This window comes from uncultured Gimesia sp., from assembly GCF_963972345.1.
Classification (GTDB): Bacteria; Planctomycetota; Planctomycetia; order Planctomycetales; family Planctomycetaceae; genus Gimesia.
Genome location: NZ_CAXAVM010000108.1, coordinates 1 through 22,836, shown reverse-complemented (window position 1 = coordinate 22,836; position 22,836 = coordinate 1). Strand labels below are relative to the sequence as shown.

The following is a 22,836-nucleotide window of genomic DNA, read 5'->3' as shown; positions in this document are numbered from 1 at the left end:
TGTCAGGCTGTTGAGGGAATCGAACAGGTTCGACCAGCCCCGTTCCCAGTAGGCCAGCAGTTCTTCGCGGGTGGCGAACGAATCGACAAATTCGTCGTCCCGATTGCGGTCTGGCTTCTCGCCGTCGGTCGTCAGGAAATCGGTCCACCGCGAAATCAAATTCCCGGCGACATGCTTCATGATCACCGCAATCGAATTGGTATGCTCATCCAGGGACGTGCGCAGTCCCTCGTCAGAAACCTGTGCCACCGCCCGCTCGGCCATTTTTTTGTTGGCTTCAAAAGTGTTGATTGTGGCTGAGAGAAACAGATCAAACTGGTTCATGAATTAATGCCTTTCGAAGCAGGACGGCGTATATCGATTGAAAGATTCTGCTTTTCACAAACGACTAAATGGATTAAGAGCATTGTAACTGGTTAAAACGTTAGAAAGAATAGAGTGAAACGTCTTACTCATGCAAGCATCCAGTTTGATTGATCTTTATTTGTATGAGTCACAAGGGGGACGCAGCATTCAAACGGCTGGTTCTCTTGATGGATTCAATCTCGATATGAAAAAACATCAACGCCAATTTGTATTCCTGTTTCTGTTCCTGACGCTCGGAAGTGGTATCCTGGTTTTTTCTCTGCGTACAATGCGTTTAGAACACGAGCCGAAAGTAGAACAGGGTGTTGAACGCGAAGCGCCTCCGCCCGTACCGACCTCCCAGGCAACATTGATCAAGCTCAAACAGCTGGGAGCCCGCTGGAAACGGAACCAGCACGGGCAGGTCTACTGGCTGTTTCTGAAACGACTGCCGTTGGTCGATGACGATTTGATCGTGCTGAAAGAATTACCTGAAGTGCAGACGCTGACGTTGCGGGGCGTGCATACGATTAAGGGAAACCGCTTCACCGATGATGGTCTGCGTCATCTGGTGCATTTGCCGAAATTGCGTTATCTTGACCTGAGTGTCAATTACCGGTTGACCGATGCCGGTCTGCGTCACCTGGTATCTCTGGAAAAATTAGAGCATCTCGATCTGAGCGGCAATTTTAAATATACCGATGCCTGCGGAGAATTGCTGGCGCAGTTGACCTGCTTGCAGAGGCTCAACCTGAATCAGACCGCTTTGACCGCCGCCCTCCTGCCCGACTTGAGTCGGTTATCACGATTGAAGAGTCTGTCGGTTGAACGGATGGTGCTGGATGAAAATACGATTGATGATTTTGAAAAGCTTCCCCTGCAGGAACTGACGGGGGTTCGGATTGACGATGCCGACCTCCGTTTACTGCCACGCCTGAAATCGCTGCAGAAACCACCGTTTCCGGGTTACCGGTGGATCGAAGATCGTCACCTGATTTATCTGACGCACTTTAAAAAGATCCGGGAAGTAGATGTGACTCTCACACGCGGAACCAGCGATACCTCGCAATTGAAACACCTGCAGGCGCTGCCTGAACTGGAGATTCTCGCAATCGGTATCGGGGAAAACTCTGAAGGTCCGCTCGACCGATCGGGGTTGCTTGCCCTGGCAAAGGTTCCCACTCTGAAAGAGTTGAGGGTGGGGCCCATCAATGCGCCCGCTCTGGAAGCAATCAGTCATTGTGCCCAGGTCGATAAACTGTATCTCAGTGGAGACCCCGGTCAGCTTCAGCCGGCCGACCTGGCATGTCTGAAAAATATGAGCAGCCTCAAAAAAATCACAGTGCAGGTGGATCTCGTTTCGGATGCTCTCTGGGCTGCACTGGGGAACGTGACATCACTCGAAGAAATTTCGTTTAACAGGGGTTGGCCGCCACAAACAGAAAAGCCGCAGTTTTCCATGGCAAGCCTGAAACATCTTGAGAATTTACCGCATCTGAAAGGGCTGGACCTCAATGGTTTCCCAGTGACCGATGAGGGGCTGGGTTACCTCGGTCAATGTCGAAGTCTTGAGCGGTTGGATATGGATAAAGCCCCGATTACCAATGCGGGGCTGCTGCAGTTACGGCATCTGTCTCAACTGAAGAAGCTCAGCTTTTATGGCAGTAAAATTGACGAGTCAGCCGCGATAGAACTGCATGAGCACATTCCCCAGTGCTGGATCGAAGACAACTGGTGTTGTGGCTGCATGGCCATCCACCCGGTGGCACAGACGAAATAGCTTACCGTTGAAAATCAGCGATGATGCCGTCGACGGCTTCTGCCAGCGCGGGAGTCAGCGTTTTCATCAGCTGTGTTCCTTTCTTTTTACGGCTCTGATTATAAATCAGGTAGCGGTGTTTCGCGGCTTTCAAAGCGGGCAGCTGTTTTTTTGTGACCGAGCCATCCAGTTTCGCTTTAGCTTTGGCATCAAGCTGGCAGGCTTTCTCATAATCAAACTTGTTACTGTAAAGTTCACACCAGGGGAGCAGGCCGCCATTGAGTTTGCGGGCCAGTGCAGGCTGGTCTCCCTGGCTGAGGCGCGTGTCGAAATCAATCAGATTTTCCTGATCCTCTTCGAAGCCGCCGACAATCAGCAGTCCGCCCCCATTCACGCCGGTCAATGCTTTGCTCAAGATCGCTTCCGTATTGCCGGTAATCTGCCCGCCCAGCGCCATGAAACGCAGATCAATTCCAACCGACCGCGCGATCTCAGCCAGCTTGCGACCAGTAATGGCCCGTTTGGCGGTATAGACGGCTAAGCAGTTTTGCATGTGTGGCTCCTGATAAGAATACCGCTGCGGCGGAAAAGTACTTTCGGTGAGAAATGTCAGAGTCTATGATAGTCGGTATGAAGCATCCGTTCAAAGTAACCTGTTTGACATTATTCCTGCTCAGCAGTTTCTGCTGTCTGTCTGGCTGCGGTGAGCCTCCGATCCCGCCACAGACGGCTTCACTTTCGACTGGAGGAAAGGGCGAGTTTTCATCGATTCCGCTGGTCGAAGGCAGAAAAGCAGGTGAGACTGATCTCGAATACCTCCTCCGCCAGGGAGGCATCTATCCCAACCAGCCGGAGAAGGGGGACGGATACCACTTTTCCAATTACTTCGACTACTGTAGTGAAGACGAACTGCACCTGCTTTCGCGGGTCAAGGGTCTCCGTGCATTTTATATGTATGACGGGAACTCATTCAGCCCGGCTGGCTGGAAACAAATTGGTCAGATTTCCGGTCTGGAGGCGTTTCACGTCTCGAGTCAATATGTGACTGATGAACATCTGATTGGATTGCAGGGGCTGCCGCATCTGAAAGACTTGAAAATTCTCAATCGTGATCAGAAGCAAAGTCCCGTTTCCGATCAGGGGCTACAGGTGCTGTCCTCTTTTCCCGCACTGCGCCGTCTGGTACTTCACAGCCGCAATCTCAACGTGCGCGCCTGCGAACTGATAGGCGACTGCACAGAACTCCGTGCGCTGGAGCTGTGGGGACCTGTCACGGACGAATGTCTCAAGCCCCTGGGGAAGCTGAAAAATCTAAAGCATCTCATTGTGGTGGGAACATTTTCCGATGCAGGACTGAAGCATCTGTCTGACTTAAAGCAATTGACTCGCCTGGTACTCCACAGTGACCAGATGACAGGCAGCGGTTTAAAGAGTTTTGCAGAAGCACCGGAATTACGGGAGGTTGGATTTTCCGGCAGCCCCGCAGGTAAGGCCACATTAAAACAGCTGGACCAACTGCCTGGTCTTGCCGTCTTGAATCTCTCGACTCCATCAGTCAACGATGCCGTTCTGCAGACCATGCCCGATCTGCCGCAACTGGAAGCGCTCTCCCTGAAATCTTCGACCATCACAGATAAAGGCCTGGATGCCCTGGTCAAGGTGAAAAATTTAAGAGAGTTGGTTTTGTACTCTACCGAAATTACGAATGCCGGCTTGATTCGACTGGAGCCACTCCAGCAACTGCATTTGTTGGTGTTGGGAAATCCCATCAAGATGGAATTGATTACCGGGAAGGGACTGGAGCCTCTGACGAAGCTGCCTCGACTGGAAGTACTCAACATAGAATTTGTAAACGCTGAGAAGCTTGATTTGCGCCCCCTGGCACGCTGCCACTCTCTTGTGAAAGTAGATCTAAACATCAGCTCTGATGAGGCCCGGAAACGCTGGCAGGAAGTCCTGGCAGAACGCCCAGTGTTAAATAAGGTTCTAAAGATCATTCCCGTTACGAGATTTTTAGAAAAACACTTTGCCTCTGGTGGTGAAATTCCCTGAAACTGTCGTTTTGATTTGAATGGAAGGATCAACTGCATCATGTCAAAAATCAGCCACTGGACACCCTTAGTGCTGGCCTCCATGATCGCCTTCACAGCGAGCATAGAAAGCCTGGGAGACAATAAAAGATTCCTTGTGTTTTTTGGAAGCCTGCCCATGCTTTTCTATTTCATAACAATCTCTTTGCAGAAACTGCAGAAAGAAAACGACGAACTCCGCGCGCGGGTGGATGCACTGGAAGGCAAAGAGACTGCGGAAGAAATGCCCGAAAATCGGGCAGCCGTTCACAGCTGATCGATCTCATTCTCAATTGATAAAATAAAAATGATCACGACACGGATACTGACTCAGGCGATCCATGCAGAATTGAAACCACATGGATTTCATCGCAAAAGTTCTACCTAGTATCTGTCCAGCGAGACAATGATTGCAGTTTTGAACCTGCAGAAGTCACAATATGGTGCGATTTATTTTCTCAATATCGGCTTCTGGCTACAACAGATTGAACACAACGATTTTCCTCGCGCGCATCAGTGTCATGTTCGCGAGCGTGCCAGTTCACTCTGGCCTGAAGGAACGCATCGCCTGGAAGCAGGTCCGCCTCGCCTCGCCGACCTTTTGAATATCGATGAGTATCCGTGTGATGATACGCAGCGACTCGACCAACTCAGACTATTTATCGCGGACAAACTGATACCTGTATTAAAAACAGGTGTCACCCTGGAGGGGCTCAATCAATTGTTAGCGGAACACGATGGGTTCCTAATCATGCGGACAGCGCGGAATGCATTGGGATTAGCACCACTTGATTGAGTTGATCTCACAACTCCGCCGTCACGCCTCGATAGGTAATCTTAATACCCTTGGCGGCGAATTTTTCGGAGAGATGCGGGATATCGTTGCTGTGGACCAGTACGATCACGGCGTCTCCTTCCAGCAGGAGTGTGTCAGATGCGAGGTTCTGTTCGACTTCGCCATCGGCGCGGCGGATGGCAACGACCAGGAAGCCCCGATCGCTGCGGACTTCGATCTTATCCAGTGTCTTATTTACGAACGTCGAACCCGCGGTCACCTGCAACTCTTCAAACTGCAGACCGAAGTGGCCCAGTTCGTCAGTAATCGCGCCTTCGCTGGTCAGCTGCTCCAGCATGTTTTCCATCGTCGGTCGCATGATCAGCTGGGCGACTTTGCTCGCGCCGATGGCAGTCGGCAGCACCACGCGGTTCGCACCGCAGCCAATGAGTTTCTTTTCGGTCTTCGGGTTTTCGCCGCGAGCGATGATCATGACATCGGGGTTCATTTCCCGCGCGGTAATGGTGACGAACACGTTGGTCGCGTCGGCGGAAAGCACGGTCGCCAGTACCGCAGCCCGGCGGATGCCCGCCTGTTCCAGCACATATTCTTCCGATGCATCGCCGTTAATCACCCAGTAGCCCTGGTCTTCAGCGGCCTTCAACCGGCGTTCATCGCAGTCGATGACCACGAACGGTTTTTTGGCAGCGTACAGATTTTTCGCCAGGATCGAGCCCATGCGGCCGACGCCGCAGATAATGGTATGACCGGTCAGTCGTTCAATTTCTTTCGTCATTCTTCTTGCTCCCAGGGCACGGTTGAGTTCACCATCAATGACCATCTGCATGAATCCGCCGATAGTGTAAATCACCGCGCCATAGCCGGCGATGATCACCATGATCGTCAAGGCCCGCAGTCCCGATGATTCCACCGGCTGCACTTCGCCGTAACCGACGCCGAAAATGGTGATGATGACCATGTAGATCGAATCTTCAATCTTCCAGCCGGCGGAGACATAACCGATGACGGCGACCAGGCAGATCGTAAAGAACAGCGCGATGCCGGTCATGATCTTGCGGAACGGTCGGGAATGACCGGGCTGGTGATGCTGAATCGTATCGAAAGAGAATGCTGATTCAGAATCCGACATGACTGATGTTCTCGCTAACTGCGCGGAAATCACACTTTTTCAGAAGACAACAGGAACAGAGCCGACTCAGCAGGACGCTGGTCGGCTCTGGTTCCGAAAACTCAATTGTTAACGACTGCTGTTACTTGATGAACAGCATTTCCTGGTAGGTTGGCAGAGGCCACAGATCATCAGCGACAATGCCTTCCAGTTCATCGGCTGTCGCACGCACCTTGTTCATTAAAGGCAGAATCGTGTGGCAGCAGTGGGTAGCTTCAGACAGCATGTCTTCCGACTCGCCACCGGCGGCCGCTTCCAGTTCGGCAATACCGTCCTGCAGTGCCTTGACCAGTTCGGTGACCTTGTCCAGCGTATTGGTGTCGAAATCGTAATCCAGCATTTTCAGGCTGGCACAGTTGGAAACCAGTTCGCCCTGGTAACGGATCGCAGCCGGGAAGATCATGGTCTTCGCGATTTTGACCGTCAGGTTGAGTTCGACCTTGATCGACATGATGTACTGTTCGAGGTAGATTTCCAGGCGGCTGGCCAGCTCGCGTTCGGAAAGAACTTCGTACTTGGTAAACAGGTCTTTGACTTCCTGTGTTTCCAGAACAGGCAGAGCATCGACGGTGGTCTTGAGGTTGAGCAGACCGCGTTTGGCTGCTTCTGCATGCCATTCGTCGCTGTAACCATCACCGTTGAAGATGATCGCACCATGTTCGTTCATGATTTCTGTCAACAGTTTCTGCAGTTCGCCGTGCAGTTTGCTGGGGTCGCCACCGGTGGCTTCTTCCAGTTTGGTCGCACAGTATTCCAGTGAGTCAGCCACGATGGTGTTCATGGCGACCAGTGGGCCTGCGATGGACTGATTGGAACCGACGGCACGGAATTCAAACCGGTTACCGGTGAAGGCAAACGGGCTGGTCCGGTTACGGTCGCCGGCATCTTTCGGCAGCGGTGGCAGAACGTCGACACCAACGGTCAGCGTTCCCTTGGGAATCGATGAATTGGCACCGCCGGCTTTGATCTGTTGGAAGACGTCGGTCAGCTGATCGCCCAGGAAGATCGAGATAATCGCAGGAGGAGCCTCGTTGGCACCCAGGCGATGATCGTTGCTGGCAGAAGCGACAACGGCTCGCAGCAGGCCCTGGTATTTATGGACGGCACGAATCACGGCACCACAGAACAACAGGAACTGTGCGTTTTCGTGGGGAGTATCGCCGGGATCCAGCAGGTTACCCTGTGAAGAGCTGCCCATGGACCAGTTGACGTGTTTTCCGGAACCGTTTACGCCGGCAAAGGGCTTTTCGTGGGTCAGGCAGACCATACCATGCTTTTCTGCTGTCCGACGCAGTGTGGTCATCAGCAACTGCTGATGGTCGGTCGCGATGTTGGCAGATTCAAACATTGGTGCGATTTCGTACTGACCGGGAGCCACTTCGTTGTGACGGGTTTTGATGGGAATACCCAGTTTGAAGAGTTCGCGTTCGGCTTCGAACATGAAGGCCAGCACGCGGTCGGGGATCGCACCAAAATAGTGATCGTCAAATTCCTGACCTTTGGGAGGTTTGGCTCCGAACAAGGTACGACCGGAGTTCAGCAGGTCGGGACGTGCATAATAGAAATTACGGTCGATCAGGAAGTATTCCTGTTCGGGGCCGGCTGTGGACGAAACGAGTTTGCCGTCATCGTGGCCAAACAGTTTGAGAATCCGCTGAGCCTGAACGTTCAAGGCCTGCATCGAACGCAGTACGGGAGTTTTCTTGTCGAGTGCTTCGCCGGTCCAGGAAACAAAGGCGGTCGGAATGCACAGGGTGGTGCCGTTGGAATTTTCCAGAATGTAAGCAGGGCTGGTCACGTCCCAGATGGTATAACCGCGGGCTTCAAATGTCGCACGGATACCGCCGGTCGGGAAGCTGGAACCATCGGGTTCACCCTGGATCAGCTGAGAGCCACTGAATTCCGCAATCGCGCCGCCTTCACCATCGGGTGTGAGGAAGCTGTCGTGCTTTTCAGCGGTAGAGCCGGTCAGGGGATAGAAAACGTGAGCGTAGTGAGTCGCCCCTTTTTCAATGGCCCAGTCTTTGATGGCGGAAGCCACAACGTCAGCAGTCGAGCAGTCAAGTTTATGGCCGCCTTCAATGGTGCTGATCAGCTTTTTATAGGTCTCTTTAGGCAGACGCTTTTTCATTGCCGACTTGGAGAAGACATTGGCGTTAAAAAGCTGTCCGGTAGGCGTCTGTTGGAAATTCATGGGAGGATGATTGGGCTGGTAACCTGTCACAGCCGCGACGGCTGCTGAGCGGGCAGAACCCAGAGTCGTTTTGACTCCGTTGCTGCCGCCGGAATAGGTGGATTTACCATTCGAAGCTTGAATTTCGGTGTTCACTGTTTTGACCTTTGAATTGGGCGATTAAAACGACTGACAAAACTGTTGGAAACTTGTGAGATCCATCAGATAACTGGCTCTTAAGCCAGGACAATTACTTTTCTTAGGCGGTAAAGGACTTCTGATTGTTTCGCAAGCGACCTGAAAACCCGGGCTGCGATACTATTCGGGTGTACCGATATTTCGCGCCGGGTGGCTCAGAGCTTTGTGAAATTAAAAAGTCGTTAAGAAGTAGTAACTATTACAAAGCAGAATATGTGCCAAACTGCAGGCAGATTCAAGATTTCCATACTCCTCACGCCACTGCGAATGGAGGGACTGCGCACTGCTGTGACAGACTGACATTGTAATCTCATGCATCATCGGCATTTGAGTGAACGTAGCCTCTTTTTTTGAACTCTCTTCGATCCTCTTACGCCGAACCATAAATTCACGGGATCTCCTGCGACCCGAACCCGGGTGACACTCTCCCGTTTTGGCATGCCATGATTGCATGCAATGTGTGCCCGAAAAATCAGCATCCCCCCAGGCAGGTCCGATCCGTTACGCAGCAGGTTCCTCCCGGGGCTGGGGGCTTTGCGGGTATTTTAACGGTTCAGATCGAAGCACATTGATGAGTCGAGGAAAGTGGCATCTGCCTCACTTCGGCTGAGGAGTCGGCACGGATTTCAGGAGCAGATCCGCCAGCACAAGGCGATGGTCGGTGTCGCTGGCGACTTCAGAAAATACCTGTACAGATTCAAGAAATTGATTGACCCAAACCTGGTCAATCCGCCTGCCATGCTGTAGACGGTTCTTTTGAATTGAAATCCAGCGTAGTCAGGATTTCTGGATTTTCGCATCGGGATTTTCATCCTCTCTCAAACGAGCCACAAGCTGGCGAAATTCCTCTCCCGCTGCACGGAGTTCATACTGAATCTCGGAAGCGTCGAACTGATTCAACTGAACCTGCTCGCCGGTTGTCGAATAGTACTCAAGTGGGTTGTGGTCAGAATTTCGAATGCAGATCAGATCCAGTGTCGCATGAAACAGACGGCGGTTATTGCTGAATTGGTCTTGCAGAAATTTTGAGCGACGTTGAAGCATTCCCTTCTGAATTCCAAAGAGCGTGAGCCTGTTGTTAAGTCTGTGATTGTAACCGGGTTCGTTAAAGTGAATCGTGATCTGATTCTGCCTCAATCCCTGCTCGAGAAACTGATAGATACTATCACACGCGCGTCGATTCACTTCGAATGTTTTCATCCAGTCGTTAAAGCGTTCGATTTCGAATTCGTGTTCGTCATGGATCATTTCATCCATGAGGCTTTCGGGAGACCTCTGGATAATCTCCAGCATACTCTGATCACTGGCGACCAGGATGGCGGCGGTTTCCGGGCAGGGCCGTTTTGAGAACAACATGGCAGAGCTGATGAAATCAGACGCATAGGCACCTCCGCCTATACCGGTGATAATATAGAAAGCAGCAGTCCGCAGATCGGCATCTTTGAATTGCTCTAGCAGTGGTTGAATATTGAAGTTCTTTTTTTTCTGGGCAGACATAATGATCTTATCGTAACAGAAATAAATGTTTCCGGAACTGAATACTCAATCCGTCTCCGTATTCCACAGCAGATCTGCAATCACAGCCCGGTGGTCCGTATCCTCAGCCCGCTCTGCGACAACCCGTATCGGCTGGAAACGGGTGTCGCACCACACCTGGTCAATCCTCAGGAACGGGGCTTCGTTGGTGATCGTATTTCCCCAGCCGACACCGGCTGTCGTGAAGGCATCGCGTAACTCACCCGGCAGCTCATTGAAGATCGGATCGCGGGGATTGACGTTGAAGTCGCCGCCCACAATCAAGGGCAGATCGGCGGGCAGTTCTGCCAGGCGTCGGGTGAGCTGCTGCAGTTCATCCCGCTGATGAATCCGCTGTTTAGAATAAGCGCGCCAGCATTCCGGGTTCCACAGGTCCGCGCGAAACGGGGGTGGCGTCAGTCGCAGCGAAACGACGATGACCTCCTGGCCTGATTGGACACGGACTTTGACGATGGTGTAATTCACGGACGACGCCACGGGTTCGAGGGGCGCGCGACTCAGGATCGAAGCATCCACGCCCGCCAGCAGACCGGAATTTTCTCCGAGCATGGTTTTGCTCACTTCGATCAACGTCCCGGCTCCCGGTGACTCCTGAATCAGAATCAGGTCCGGCTCATATCGTTTGAGAGCCGCGACAGCACGGCCGCTGCCATGCGCGTTGAGTGAAATCACCCGCAATGGAATCTGTCCTGGCTGTTCGACCTGCGCGACTGCCTCGGTTCGATGCCACACTCCCCGCCAGAGACTCAAAGGCGTATCGGCAAACACGACGAGGAACACAAACCAGAGACCGATTGAGACTAACGCCACCCGCTGCCGTTTCGCCCGCAACAGAATCAGCGCCAGACACAGACCGCCAACAAACCAGCACCAGCTCGGATAAACGGTGACTGCAGCACACACGTCAGGTTGCCAGGCGTAGCAGATGCTGACACCGATCCATAACAACAACGTGATACAGGTGGTGACGCGGGATACGATTTGATCCAGAATTCTTTGAAAGCGGGAAACCTCAGGGGGATCAGGATCGGTCATACAGGCATCCACTTTGCTTTGAGGGTGCGTATTCAAATAAGTTTCAGTGTCTTAGATTATAAAGCCTGTGTCCTTGAAAGTAAGAGGAGTGTTATACTAAATTCGTGGACCACCTCATTCTATAAAAGGTTCCAGGAACCGAAAATTCATCAGACTGGTTAATCATCCTGCAATCGACCGGATCAAACAATGTTTACTGTTGAGTTTGTTGAGATCCAACCGGTATTCTACAGTCAGGTTCTGATGGGCTCGAGAATGACCCTGATCTCAGCACGCCGTGATTCGAATAAAAATGATCCACCAACCTGTAAAGGAGAACGCCATGCGCTATTTCACTCCCTGTTTATTCAGTCTGAGTCTGTTTCTGGTCGCTTGTGCGGATGAGAGTTCCACGCCGCCTGTTCCCGGTGAAACGCAGGTGACGGGCGACGATGTGAAGCAGAAAATGGAAGAAGCCGCTGACACCGCGAAAGAATTCACAAAACAGAAACGCGATGAATATTCCAAACAGCTGGATCAGCAGCTGGAAGACCTGGATCAGAAAATCGCCGAGCTGGAAGCCAAAGGTGCGAAACTCAAAGACGACGCCAAAGTGAAATGGAATGAGCAGCTGGAAGATCTGAAAGCGAAGCGCGGCAAGGTGGCAGAAAAACTCAAAGAATTCAACGAGTCCTCCGCCGAAGCCTGGGAAGGCCTGAAAAAAGACCTGGATATCGCCTGGGGAAATCTGAAGGCAGCCTACGACAAGACCGCGGAAGAAGTGAAGGAGTAGGTTTGGGGGGAGGCACCATCATAAATGGTTAGAACGAACTTGAGGCATGCCTTCAATATCAGGGGAAAATCAAAAGAATACTTCCTGGTAAAACATGAAATCGTTCGACCTCAGTTTTCTTGAGTCGATGACTTTTATAATTTATCGTTCAAGAATTCTTCAAGTGTCGCATCTGCTCCGGCCAGCTTGTAACTGATAAGATCAAGTAATTCAAATCGTGGTTTAACTTGTGGTAGTAGCCATTGCTTTCTACCAAGTGCATCGACTAACTCTATATTTACTTCTTCGCGAAGCTCGTATTCTTCTGGTCCTACGTAATATGGATACTTATATCGATAGATAGCTATAAACCTGTCGCCGACAATTTCTGTAATAAAAACAGGGCTGATTATTTCATTAGCACGATCCCCCGGATCCGCGATTACATGCCACTCAAGCTTACCGGAGCGAGTGTCATCGATAAGTTTGTCGACAAACTTAAGCCATTTCTGGTAATCGTCTATGTGTTCGTAGACCATTGGTCCTCACCTTGAAAAACCTTGGTTGATTCAATTGTTGCATTAATGTTTGAGACGAGTTTCCGACAGTTATCAAGCAGATATTGATCTTTATTACTCAAGAATGATTTTATTGAATCACGATTTTCTTTGATTCTCTTTTTTAAGATATTGTCAGTATGCTTGTAGAGTCGTTCCAGTAATACATCACAATGTTCAATAGATGCCTGTAGCTCTTCCACTCGTTTATTTAGAACAGAATTTTCGATGTTTCGAATTTGGGCTCTGAGCTTTCTGATCAGGGGAGGCAACATTATATGCCTCACATAATAATTTTTTACGTCATTCACGCCCCAGAACACAAATATTGTTATCACAAGTGAGAGTACCGAGGCAACACTTCCCAGTTCATTAAGGCCCATATAACGCCTCCATTGTAACCACTCCCGAGGAACTCCTGGTAAGGAATCTGAAGTTGACCAACTTTATTTTTGGAGAGGAGTTTCCTCTACCGTGAGTGTCTTTTTGGACTGGTGTAATTGCAGTGTACTATCGAGGCTGGTGTGTGTACAAGTGTTTTTGGCGGAAGTAGTCCAAAACTTCAGATTTAAATGATGCTTGATGGTAACAAGAGTCTTTATCGGAGGAGTGGTGCCCCCTAACATTCACTCATCAAAGTGCGATTTCTTCCTCAGCAAATGATGATAATGCTGGGCGAACCGGTGGGATTCGTCGCGGACGTATTGCAGGAGTCTTAAGCCATACGAATGCCGGCTTAAACGGCGGGGTTCGGATTCGCCGGGGACAAAGACTTCTTCTTCCCGTTTGGCCAGGGAGATCGTGAAGGGGGGCTCGACGCCCAGTTCGCGCATGGCCGTCATCGCCGCGTTGAGCTGGCCTTTGCCGCCGTCGATCAGCAGGATGTCGGGGAAGGTTTCTCCCTCCTGGTGCAGACGCCTGATCCGCCGGCTGACGACTTCACGGATCGAGGCGAAATCGTCGATCCCTTTGACCGTGCGGATTTTGAATCGCTTGTAGCCGTGCTTGAAAGGCAGGCCGTCGATGAACTGCACCAGGCTGGCCACTGTTTCGCCTCCCTGCAGATGCGCGATGTCGACCCCCTCAATCCGGCGGGGCAGCTCGGGCAGGCCGAAGACTTTCTTCAGCCCCTGCATGCCCTTTTTCGGATCGATGTAAAACACTTCGGGTTGCGCGTGATCTTCCAGGTTGCCGCGTAGTTTGATGCTTTCGAGCAGTTGAATTTCATCCCGCAGTCGGGCTGCTTTTTCGTAGAGCTTGGCTTCCGAGGCGGCCAGCATCTCTTTTCTCATTTCGTTGAGCAGCCGATCTTTTTTGCCGTCGAGAAACAGTTTGAGCTTGTTGATGTCCTTGCGGTAGTCTTCCTTGCTGATCCGCAGATTGCAGGGAGCCGTGCACTGGTTGATGCTGTGTAACAGGCACGGTCGGAACCAGCGCCACTTCTCGTCCCCCTCTTCGATGTCCAGAGAACAGTTGCGGAAGCGGAAGATTTTCTGCAGCACGGTAATCGTGCCCCGCAGCTGTTTGGCGTTGGTGAAGGGGCCATACAGTTTGGTTCCTTTGCTGTGTGGCTTGCGGGTGAATTCGACGCGGGGGAAATCTTCGCGAGTGGTGATTTCGAGATATGGGAACGTCTTGTCGTCTTTGAGTTCGGAATTGAACCGGGGGCGAATGTCCTTGATGAGCCGCGCTTCGAGGAGCAGGGCATCGACTTCGGTCTCCGTTTCCAGGTAATCGATGTCGGCAATTTCGGTCACCAGTTCCGCGGTGCGACGTTCGACGGCTGCGGCCTGGTTGAAATAACTGGAGGCGCGGCTTTTCAGATTGACGGCTTTCCCGACGTAAATCACGCGGGCCTGCGCGTCTTTCATCAGATAGACGCCGGGAGTGGTCGGAAAACTGCGGGTCTTTTCGTGAGGCGTCTGCGCAGCCTCTTCCGGCGCGGGAGCAGCTGGCTCCGCTTCGGGCGGTTCATTGTGGGGAAGATTGTCCGTATCAGACACGGAATCCGATTCCTGTCGGCGAAAGGTAATGACTTAATGGTGCAGGCATTTGTTCATTATAGAAGGCGAGCCCCGGTTTCAGAAGTGGCTATTTTCCTCGATCATCTGTTTGACGACTTCGCGGCGGTCGCCGGTGGCTTCCATGATCTCCAACTGCCGCTTGGCGCCCGATTTATGTACCAGGTCACTGACGCGGTGTAATTCGTCCGTACACTCCAGGCGTTCGGACATACGCGAAACCAGATTCACCAGTTGTTGAGTTGTATCAATCACGGAAAACAGTTTGTAATTCTCACTGCTGACCAGGCTGGCGTCGATGCCGTAACGGGTCGCCCGCCATTTGTTCTGCTGAACCATCATCGGGTGATGCTGCAACTGGTAGGCACCTTCGTCGATTTCATCGGAAATGCATTTCACCATGCACTGCACGAACGCGGTGAGGGAGAGCACCTGTTCCAGGTTGGCCGGCATATCACACACGCGGATTTCGACGGTGCCGAAATTGTGATGCGGGCGGATGTCCCACCAGATTTCGCGAATCGTATTAATGAAGCCTGTGCTGATGAGGTGATTGATGAGCCACGTGTATTCGCTCCAGTTCCGCATCGTGGGAGGCAGGCCGGCGGTGGGCAGGCCTTCCATGATTTTCGAGCGGTTCGAATGCAGGCCCGTATTGCGACCTTCCCAGAACGGGGAGTTGGAAGAGAGCGCAAGCAGCAGCGGCAGATAGCGGAGCATGCGATCGCAGACCATGACGGCTTTGTCGCCGGAATCGACGCCGACGTGGATGTGCAGGCCGAACGTAACGAGGCGGCGGGCGACGTCCTGCATCAGATCGACGAGTTCGTAATAGCGATCGTTGACGGTGATTTTCTGATCCCGCCACGAAGAGAAGGGATGCGTGGCCGCCCAGAACAGCTTCAAGCCCAGCTTGTCAGCGGCGGCGGTCACATCATGCAGTTTGCCGGTCAGATCCTGACGCACGTCACCCACCGTGCGACACACGTCGGTATTGATCTCCAGGTAACTCTGCATCAGTTCCGGTTTGACATATTTGGCTGTCTCTTCCGGCAGTTCCGCCAGAATTTCGGTAATCGAGTTCGAGAGGGCATACGTCTCTGCATTGACAAGTTGTAATTCCAGTTCCACACCCAAGGTCGGATAATCGTTTCTGGCAAAGGAGATGGTTCCCATCGTGTTAATTCCCTTTTTGGATGAGCCTGGGGTTCATTGAAAGTAGCAATGCGGTCTGCAGCATGATGCGACTGCCTATTATAAGGGCCCGCTCGTCGATGTCGAAATACGGGGAATGCAAAAATACCGCTTTCACATCGGGACGGGCACAGCCCAGTCGCAGCATCGAGCCGGGAATCTGCTGCAGGTAAATCGAAAAGTCTTCTCCCCCCATGCTGGGCTGATCGATCAGGCCGACCTGGGGCACTCCCAGTACATCTTTCGATGCCTGTTCCAGGGCAGCAGAAATGTTCGTGTCATTGACGACAGCGGGCAGGGGAGATTGAAACCGGACCTCAATCCGGGTTCCCGTGCTGCGGGCAACCCCGGCTGCGATGTCTTCAATCCGCTTGTGCAGCACATCGCGGGCCTGGTCTTTCGTGGAACGCAGTGAGCCTTTCAGATGGGCGATTTCAGGAATCACATTGGGTGCCAGGCCGGAGGTGATCTGGCCGATGGTAAAGACGGCGGGGGTCCGCGAATCAATCGAGCGGGGCAGATTCTGATACAGGCTTGAGATCAGTTGCGCGGCCGTGGTGATCGGATCATTGCCATGGTGGGGTCGTGCAGCGTGGGCCCCCGTGCCATGAATTTCAAAATGGACTTCATCACAGAAGGCGGTCATTACACCATAGCGGATGTTCGCGGTACCAGCGGGAATTTCCGGATCCATATGCAGGCCGATAATGGCACTCACATCATCGACGGCCCCCTGTTCGACCATCCAGCGGGCACCCAGACAGATTTCTTCCGCCGGCTGAAATATGAACCGCAGACGCAGTCCCTGGCCGGGCCACTCTTTCTCAAACAGCTCTGTGCAGCGGATCAGACCCAGTGCCGCGCCTAGCGCGATGGAAGTATGGGCGTCGTGACCACACAGGTGGCCGACACCTGGATTATGTGAACAGTATGCGACTTCTTTCAGATCGGTAATGCGCAGTGCGTCGATGTCGGCACGAATACCGATCAGCGGGGCGTCGATGGCCGGGTTTCCCAATGTCATGTCGGCAACCACACCCACACCGTTTTTCATCAATTTCGGCGCGAGGCCGATGGACTCGAGTGTTCTGCAGATCAGTTGAGACGTCTGTATTTCTTCGCCGCTGATTTCGGGATTTTTATGCAGGGTGCGACGAATGTTGATGATCGTCGGTTCCAGTTCGCCGAGTACCCGTTCAAGTTGTTTTGCCATTGCCTGGTAGAAGGCTCTGAGGTCGGTCTGATCAAGCGAGAAAGATGCCACTGAGTACTCCGGTGTCTGCCCTGATTCATCAAGACCATCAGCGCGACAGTCGTGAAAATCAGAGACTGATATAAAAAACTCTTGATTTATATTTCTTATTTTAATGAAGTTAAGGTTATCATAAAGGACTAAGCAGTAAACAATGGAGTTCAGGAAAAAATAATTGAACAGCATCCCGGAGCATCCACTCCAAAGTCCCCACCGAATTCACCATCCAGATTGAGAACAGGGAGCGACTTCATGCAGGAACCAGATCAGGAACGTCGAAATCTATTAAAGGGCGCCGTCGCAGCTTCACTGGCGTCGCTGGCAGGCAGTCTTTCGCCGGGTGAAGCCTCCGCCTCGAAAGCCGATCCCGATTTAATCAAACGGGAGAACCAGAAAGCAGGATCCAGCGACTGGCAGCTGACCCGCATTCAACTGGATAAACGCGATGGTTTCCGCTCTCCCAAAATTGAAGGCTACTGTTCCCGACAGAGTGTCGCAGCGGGCGAACCGATCGACATCATGGTCTCCACGCGGCCCGCGCAGGAGTTCAAAATCGAAGTCTTCCGCACCGGCTATTACGACGGACGCGGTGCGCGGCTGATGAAAACACTGGGACCATTTCAGGGTAAACCTCAACCTGTGCCGCAACCGGGTCACAAGAATCTGCATGAATGCCACTGGGATGCAGCGGTGACGTTGACGATTCCCGATGACTGGCCCAGCGGCGTCTATCTGGGACGACTCTCAACGCTGAAAGATAAGACCGGCTACGGGTACTGGCAGAGCTATGTCGTGTTCATCGTCAAAGATGATCGCCCCGCGGATATCCTGTTTCAATGTTCGGACAATACCTGGCAGGCGTATAACAATTGGCCCAGTAACTATTCGGTCTACACCCATCCCAAGGGGAATCAGGGACCGTGGGCCGACGTCAGCTTTGATCGCCCTTATGCCAAGTATGCACAGATTTATGAAAACCCGCAGTCCGTCGGGTCGGGGGAATGGCTCTGCTTTGAATTTCCCTTTGCCTACTGGCTGGAAAAACATGGCTACGATGTGACCTACTGTTCCAACAGCGACATGCTGACTCCCGAGCATGGTCTGAAATGCAAATCGTTTCTCTCGGTCGGACACGATGAATACTGGGATATCAGACATTATGAATCGGTCGTGAAAATGCGCGACGCGGGTGTGAACCTGCTGTTCTTCTCCGGAAACTCGGTCTGCTGGGTGACTCCCATGACGCCCAGTTCTGATGGTCGTCCCAACCGCATCATGTTTCGCGGCGGACCGTATGGCGGCACATACAAATATGCCGAAGCCCGTGAGCGGGATAACGGACCGTTTCCACATCGGGGGCCTGACGAAGGGTATCTGATGGGGGCCCGCAATGTCGATCCCGTCAATGGGGGCGGCGACTGGGTTTGTGAACTGCCCGAACACTGGATCTTTGAAAATACAGGCATGAAAAAAGGGGACGCGATTCCCGGACTGATCGGCTGGGAATATCACGGCGACCCGCCAGCCGACATCCCCGGACTGGAAGTCGTCGCGAAAGGAACCGCGCTGCAGGGAGGCGTCAATCCGCAGCAGTGGACGGCGACCATTTATCCCGGTCCGAAAAATAACTTCGTGTTCAACGCGTCGACAATCTTCTGGTGTCAGGATCTCTCCAGTCCGCCCGGGCATATGCTTCCCTGGTCGCACTGGTCGCGTCCGCATGGACCCGATGATCGCGTACAGCAGATCACGCATAACATCATGCGTCGCGCCATTTCCTGAGCCAATGACAGAACAGACATCGAAAACAACGCCTCCTGTATCAGGGGGCGTTGTCGCTTTCGGGGTACGAAATCTCTGCACGGAAACGCAATCACGCCCCGCTCCCGCTTCCGATCTTCAACGGAAACACATCAAAACTTCGCAATGGGTGAATTAAGTGGAAATTAAATCGGTCAGCCTGCCTGCCGTCGCGACTGCAGAGTTCTGGCTTGCGTTCTGATTTCGTCATGTGGCAACTGCTTTTTGCCTGTAAGAGCGTGTCGTGGGTGTGCGTTTCTGTCTTTGATCCCGGAGAAAATATTTCAAAATAAAACTGACTCTCGGATGCGGTTATTTATCGCGACTTCATCAAACCTTTGAATCGGGATGCTATAAAAAGCCTTGTATTCTGACGGACTCTTCTCCGCTGCAGGTCCTGAAGTAAAGCTGTTTTTATATCCCTCCCTGTTAATAATGAGGATTTCCGATGTTGTCTACAAACATCCCGCCGGGTCGGCGTTCCGGTTTTACGCTGATTGAACTGCTGGTCGTCATCGCAATTATTGCCATCCTGATTGCGCTGTTGCTGCCCGCCGTCCAGCAGGCGCGAGAAGCCGCCCGCCGTTCCAGCTGTAAGAACAATCTCAAACAGCTGGCGCTGGGACTGCATAATTACCATGAGACACATGGATTGCTCCCCTTTGGCTGGGATCAGCGGGGTGCCGCCTGGAGTGCCATGATTCTCCCGGCGATCGAGCAGGGAAATATTTACGATACGCTGATCTTTCAGGAATCGGGCGATGGCAACTGGGATTCTGGTTCTGCCAATACAGACGCCGCGAGCACTTTTTTGCCGGTATTCAACTGCCCGAGTGCACCGCTCAAAAAACATTACAGCTTCAATAACATTCCCAATCGGGCACCGGGAACTTACCTGGGCAATTCGGGTTCCGAAGCCAGTTCAGACGACGATTCGACAAAAATATCCGGCACGAAATCACTGGAAGAAGTGATTCAGAATGGAATTTTCTACGCCTGCAGCAGCGTGAGTTTTCGGGATATTAAAGACGGGACATCGAATACGTTTATATTGGGAGAAACACAGACCGACCCTGATTTTGGTAAAGACGGCCAGTCCATGGACCACTGGAATATTGGCTCACCGCAGACCGATCCCTGTGGCTGTAATAATGGCACGGGAGGGTCCGAGTTCACCGAGTTCGTCGGTTCCACCTATCCCCGCATGAACGCCCGCCGGACAGATCCTTCCGTCAGCGGTCATCTGATGGAACTCTCGTTTGGCAGCTGGCATTCCGCGGGAGGCCACATGGCGTATGCAGATGGTTCGGTACACTTTGTTTCAGAGAATATTGATCAAGATGTTTTCCAGGCATTGTCGACCCGCTATGGTCGCGAAGTGACTTCGAATTAACCGTCCTGCACAAAAGGGTATCCTCGGTCACGAATTACTTCTGTTTTGCCGAGTCTGATCTTAGCTCTTATGATGGTTGGCTATTTGTAAGGTATTGTTATGAAACCGTTTGTGTGTATGAAATTCAGTTTGCTGCCACTCTGTCTTTTTGCCGGTCTGTTGCTGTCGGCAGGCTGTGGCGGTTCGATCAATGCCGACTACAGCCAGCTGGATCTGGTGGATGTTTCCGGCACCGTCACCCTGGATGGCCAGCCTCTCTCCGGTGCAACCGTTGCCTTCGAAGCAGCGGATGGCACCTATTCCTCAGGCGTCACCGATGCCGGCGGCCACTATTCGCTGATGTTCAATACTGAAAAATCCGGTTGCCTGACCGGGCAGAAAACGGTGCGCATCAAATTCGTCACCGATTCCGAAGCACCGGAAGGGGAAGCGGAAACGGAAGGCGCAGAGCAACCATCGACAGCGGCATCCAGTAAAATTCCTGAGCAGTATAATCAGAAATCCACGCTGACAGCCACCGTCGATGCAGATCACACCAGCTTCAACTTTGAACTCAAAAGCAGGCCTTGAGCCACCCTTTGAATTCTTACTGATCCAGCTTTTCGATGCGTTTAGTGTGGCGGCCCCCTTCGAAGGAGGTGCTCAGCCAGATGTCGATAATCTCGTACACATCGTGCAGCGAAACCATGCGTTCGCCAATCGCAATCATGTTGGCATTGTTATGCATGCTGGCCAGGCGGGCCGATTTCTCGTTCCAGCAGACCGCACAACGGACGCCTTTAATGCGATTGGCGGCGATTGCTTCTCCATTGCCGGAACCACCCAGGACAATGCCTCGCTCGAATTTGCCATCCGCAACAGCCTGGGCAGCCGGCATGATAAAGTCGGGATAGTCGACCGACTCGGTGGAATCGGTGCCCATATCTTCGACCTGGTAACCTGCTTTTGTCAGATATTCGATGATGCGGCGTTTATACCGATAACCGGCGTGATCGGAGGCAATAACAATGCTTTTAACGGGTGGGTCTGAAGGAGATGGAGATGTCATTCGTTTGAGATTCTCGTGTTCGTAATCCTGATTGTGCATGCTTGCAGCAGACGCAGCGGACAAGACAGAAAAAAGCCTGGCTCGCCCGCATGTCGGTTCTGACTGAAATCTGCGGGAATCGAAAATGGGTTAATGGGTAAGTGAATTGACTACTTGCCAATCCGATACAGCTGTGTTTTCGTCCGGATCAACAGGGTATCTCCGGCGACAGCAAAGGAAGCCAGTGTCGGCTCTTTTAAATGGTTGCGGCTGATTTCCCGGTATTCTTTGCCGGCGTCAATCACTGTTGTCTGGCCTTCTTCGCTCTGGAAGTAGATTTTGCCATTGGCGTGCAGGGGAGAAGCAGAGAAGTTGCCGCCGACCCGCTCTTTCCAGTTCAGCTCACCGGTCTTCGCATCAAAGCACTGCGCGATCCCTTTATCACTGATCGTATACAGTTCGTCTCCCACCACCAGCAGGGAAGGCGTATGCGGGATCTGGCTTTTGTTTGACCAGGCCAGGTGGGTTTCGGTGACATCCCCTTTGCCATCCGGGCGAATTGCCAGCAGCGTGGGACGGTCATAGCTGGTTGTGACGAAAATCAGGCCATGGCTGAATACCGGTCGGGGAATGACGGAATAGCCTTCGTAGTTCAAATGCCAGATCTCTTTTCCGTCTGTGGGAGAATGCCCGGAGATCACATCGGTACCGGGCGCGACGATCTGCTTTTCGCCGTTCACGGTGATCAGCAGGGGAGTTCCAAAGGAAAACTTCTTGCGGCCTTCGACATTGCGATCGACTTTCCAGACGATCTTTCCTGTGCTGCGATCCAGGGCGACAATGAAATTCATGCCCCGACCATCGCAGATGATGACCAGTTTGTCGTCAACGATGATCGGCGAACCGCCATTGCCATGCTGCATCTCGTATTCGAGTTCGTTGGTTTTCCAGACGACATCGCCGTCGAGTGTCAGGCAGGCTGTGCCATGGGTGCCGAAATGGACGTAGATGGATTTGCCATCGGAAACCGGGGTCGGGCTGGCGTGGCTGTTTTTCTTATGAATTCGCTGTGCGTTCTCTTTGGTTTCCTGAAAGATCTCTTTATCCCAGAGTGTCTTGCCGGTTTCCAGGTCGAGACATACCAGTCGCAGTGACTGCTCGGGATCGGTCTCTCCTTTTTTGGGGACGGCGGTGGTCACATAGACTTTCTCGTCGACCACGATGGGAGAAGACCAGCCTACGCCGGGCACTTCGGTTTTCCATAAGACATGTTCGGTCGGGCTCCATTGCACGGGCAATGCGGTTTCACCGGAATGTCCCTGGCCGGTGGGGCCGCGAAACTCAAACCACTCCTCCGCACTCACTGTTTGAGGCGAGAGGGAAGTAACGACAGACAGAACGCAGAGGCAGATAATCGTAGTAACTCTCACGTCAGCAGGCCCTCCTGAATGAGGCAGTGATCTGTACTTGTGTGCAATGGCGCTTTTTTTGATCGGTTAATTTTGTCACAATATATAGAGTCTGACAAGTTATGCAGGTGTTTTCGAGAGCCTGTATCTCAAGATATTTAGGGCTGGAAAAAGATTTAACCGGGAATTCAAATTTTTCGTAACGTAGTTCATTGACTCTTCAGACTCGACGGCTATGATTAACGAACCTGATTCACTTCTGGTGTGCGTAAATCGTTCGCCCATTGGATTTAGATCATGATCTTTGACAAAATGGTTGGTGGCCCCAAATTTTAAGAGTGGAAGCCGGTATG

Annotated in this window: 20 protein-coding genes; 8 read left to right on the top strand and 12 right to left on the bottom strand. The window is 52.3% G+C overall.

The features are described from left to right. Nucleotides 1–324, bottom strand: a 324-nt coding sequence (locus tag AACZ40_RS17650) for a DUF1572 family protein (RefSeq protein WP_339675236.1), incomplete at its 3' end; no start/stop codon positions are given. Nucleotides 325–454: 130 nt separating this feature from the next. On the opposite strand from AACZ40_RS17650, the gene AACZ40_RS17645 reads away from it, so the two are divergent. Then, nucleotides 455–2,125: a hypothetical protein gene (locus AACZ40_RS17645; protein ID WP_339675233.1), complete on the top strand. Its 1,671-nt coding sequence runs from the start codon at nt 455–457 to the stop codon at nt 2,123–2,125. A gap of 1 nt (nt 2,126) precedes the next feature. Here AACZ40_RS17645 and AACZ40_RS17640 read toward each other — a convergent pair whose 3' ends face one another. After that, complete coding sequence (locus AACZ40_RS17640) at nt 2,127–2,657, bottom strand: hypothetical protein (protein WP_291166725.1); 531 nt, start codon at nt 2,655–2,657, stop codon at nt 2,127–2,129. A 77-nt stretch (nt 2,658–2,734) separates the two neighbouring features. On the opposite strand from AACZ40_RS17640, the gene AACZ40_RS17635 reads away from it, so the two are divergent. From AACZ40_RS17635 to AACZ40_RS17625, 3 genes are all read left to right on the top strand, one after another. After that, nucleotides 2,735–4,156, top strand: coding sequence for a hypothetical protein (locus AACZ40_RS17635; RefSeq protein WP_291166727.1), 1,422 nt, complete (start codon nt 2,735–2,737; stop codon nt 4,154–4,156). 39 nt (nt 4,157–4,195) lie between these two features. After that, nucleotides 4,196–4,450 (top strand): hypothetical protein, encoded by a 255-nt coding sequence (locus tag AACZ40_RS17630; RefSeq protein WP_291166729.1) that lies wholly within the window; start codon nt 4,196–4,198, stop codon nt 4,448–4,450. Between the two features lie 129 nt (nt 4,451–4,579). Further along, on the top strand, nt 4,580–4,969 hold the full coding sequence (locus tag AACZ40_RS17625) for a DUF4304 domain-containing protein (RefSeq protein WP_291166731.1): 390 nt from the start codon (nt 4,580–4,582) through the stop codon (nt 4,967–4,969). Between the two features lie 7 nt (nt 4,970–4,976). Here the strand turns inward: AACZ40_RS17625 and AACZ40_RS17620 are convergent, their stop codons facing one another. The 4 genes from AACZ40_RS17620 to AACZ40_RS17605 form a co-directional block, all read right to left on the bottom strand. After that, entirely contained in the window at nt 4,977–6,098 is a 1,122-nt protein-coding gene (locus tag AACZ40_RS17620; protein ID WP_291166733.1) for a potassium channel protein, read from the bottom strand. A gap of 121 nt (nt 6,099–6,219) precedes the next feature. Continuing rightward, nucleotides 6,220–8,466, bottom strand: coding sequence for a glutamine synthetase III (locus AACZ40_RS17615; protein ID WP_291166735.1), 2,247 nt, complete (start codon nt 8,464–8,466; stop codon nt 6,220–6,222). A gap of 819 nt (nt 8,467–9,285) precedes the next feature. After that, complete coding sequence (locus AACZ40_RS17610; RefSeq protein WP_291166737.1) at nt 9,286–10,005, bottom strand: hypothetical protein; 720 nt, start codon at nt 10,003–10,005, stop codon at nt 9,286–9,288. A gap of 45 nt (nt 10,006–10,050) precedes the next feature. Further along, on the bottom strand, nt 10,051–11,079 hold the full coding sequence (locus tag AACZ40_RS17605) for an endonuclease/exonuclease/phosphatase family protein (RefSeq protein ID WP_291166739.1): 1,029 nt from the start codon (nt 11,077–11,079) through the stop codon (nt 10,051–10,053). A 322-nt stretch (nt 11,080–11,401) separates the two neighbouring features. On the opposite strand from AACZ40_RS17605, the gene AACZ40_RS17600 reads away from it, so the two are divergent. Then, nucleotides 11,402–11,851, top strand: coding sequence for a hypothetical protein (locus tag AACZ40_RS17600; RefSeq protein ID WP_291166741.1), 450 nt, complete (start codon nt 11,402–11,404; stop codon nt 11,849–11,851). Between the two features lie 134 nt (nt 11,852–11,985). Here the strand turns inward: AACZ40_RS17600 and AACZ40_RS17595 are convergent, their stop codons facing one another. The 4 genes from AACZ40_RS17595 to AACZ40_RS17580 all read right to left on the bottom strand — a co-directional run bounded on the left by AACZ40_RS17595 (nt 11,986) and on the right by AACZ40_RS17580 (nt 16,866). After that, the gene (locus AACZ40_RS17595; protein WP_291166743.1) at nt 11,986–12,369 is read right to left on the bottom strand and encodes a hypothetical protein; all 384 of its coding nucleotides are present in this window, start codon (nt 12,367–12,369) and stop codon (nt 11,986–11,988) included. A gap of 644 nt (nt 12,370–13,013) precedes the next feature. Next, nucleotides 13,014–14,390 (bottom strand): excinuclease ABC subunit UvrC, encoded by a 1,377-nt coding sequence (locus tag AACZ40_RS17590; RefSeq protein ID WP_291166745.1) that lies wholly within the window; start codon nt 14,388–14,390, stop codon nt 13,014–13,016. 78 nt (nt 14,391–14,468) lie between these two features. After that, the gene (locus AACZ40_RS17585) at nt 14,469–15,584 is read right to left on the bottom strand and encodes a YbdK family carboxylate-amine ligase (RefSeq protein ID WP_291166747.1); all 1,116 of its coding nucleotides are present in this window, start codon (nt 15,582–15,584) and stop codon (nt 14,469–14,471) included. A gap of 4 nt (nt 15,585–15,588) precedes the next feature. Beyond that, the gene (locus AACZ40_RS17580) at nt 15,589–16,866 is read right to left on the bottom strand and encodes an amidohydrolase (protein WP_291166749.1); all 1,278 of its coding nucleotides are present in this window, start codon (nt 16,864–16,866) and stop codon (nt 15,589–15,591) included. 240 nt (nt 16,867–17,106) lie between these two features. On the opposite strand from AACZ40_RS17580, the gene AACZ40_RS17575 reads away from it, so the two are divergent. From AACZ40_RS17575 to AACZ40_RS17565, 3 genes are all read left to right on the top strand, one after another. Next, complete coding sequence (locus AACZ40_RS17575) at nt 17,107–18,636, top strand: N,N-dimethylformamidase beta subunit family domain-containing protein (RefSeq protein ID WP_291166751.1); 1,530 nt, start codon at nt 17,107–17,109, stop codon at nt 18,634–18,636. A 466-nt stretch (nt 18,637–19,102) separates the two neighbouring features. Next, nucleotides 19,103–20,047 (top strand): DUF1559 domain-containing protein, encoded by a 945-nt coding sequence (locus AACZ40_RS17570; protein ID WP_291166753.1) that lies wholly within the window; start codon nt 19,103–19,105, stop codon nt 20,045–20,047. A gap of 99 nt (nt 20,048–20,146) precedes the next feature. Continuing rightward, complete coding sequence (locus AACZ40_RS17565; RefSeq protein ID WP_291166755.1) at nt 20,147–20,617, top strand: carboxypeptidase-like regulatory domain-containing protein; 471 nt, start codon at nt 20,147–20,149, stop codon at nt 20,615–20,617. 16 nt (nt 20,618–20,633) lie between these two features. Here the strand turns inward: AACZ40_RS17565 and rpiB are convergent, their stop codons facing one another. Both rpiB and AACZ40_RS17555 read right to left on the bottom strand, forming a co-directional pair. After that, complete coding sequence (gene rpiB, locus AACZ40_RS17560) at nt 20,634–21,095, bottom strand: ribose 5-phosphate isomerase B (protein WP_291166757.1); 462 nt, start codon at nt 21,093–21,095, stop codon at nt 20,634–20,636. Between the two features lie 149 nt (nt 21,096–21,244). After that, nucleotides 21,245–22,504: a PQQ-like beta-propeller repeat protein gene (locus tag AACZ40_RS17555; RefSeq protein WP_291166759.1), complete on the bottom strand. Its 1,260-nt coding sequence runs from the start codon at nt 22,502–22,504 to the stop codon at nt 21,245–21,247. Between the last annotated feature and the right edge of the window lie 332 nt (nt 22,505–22,836).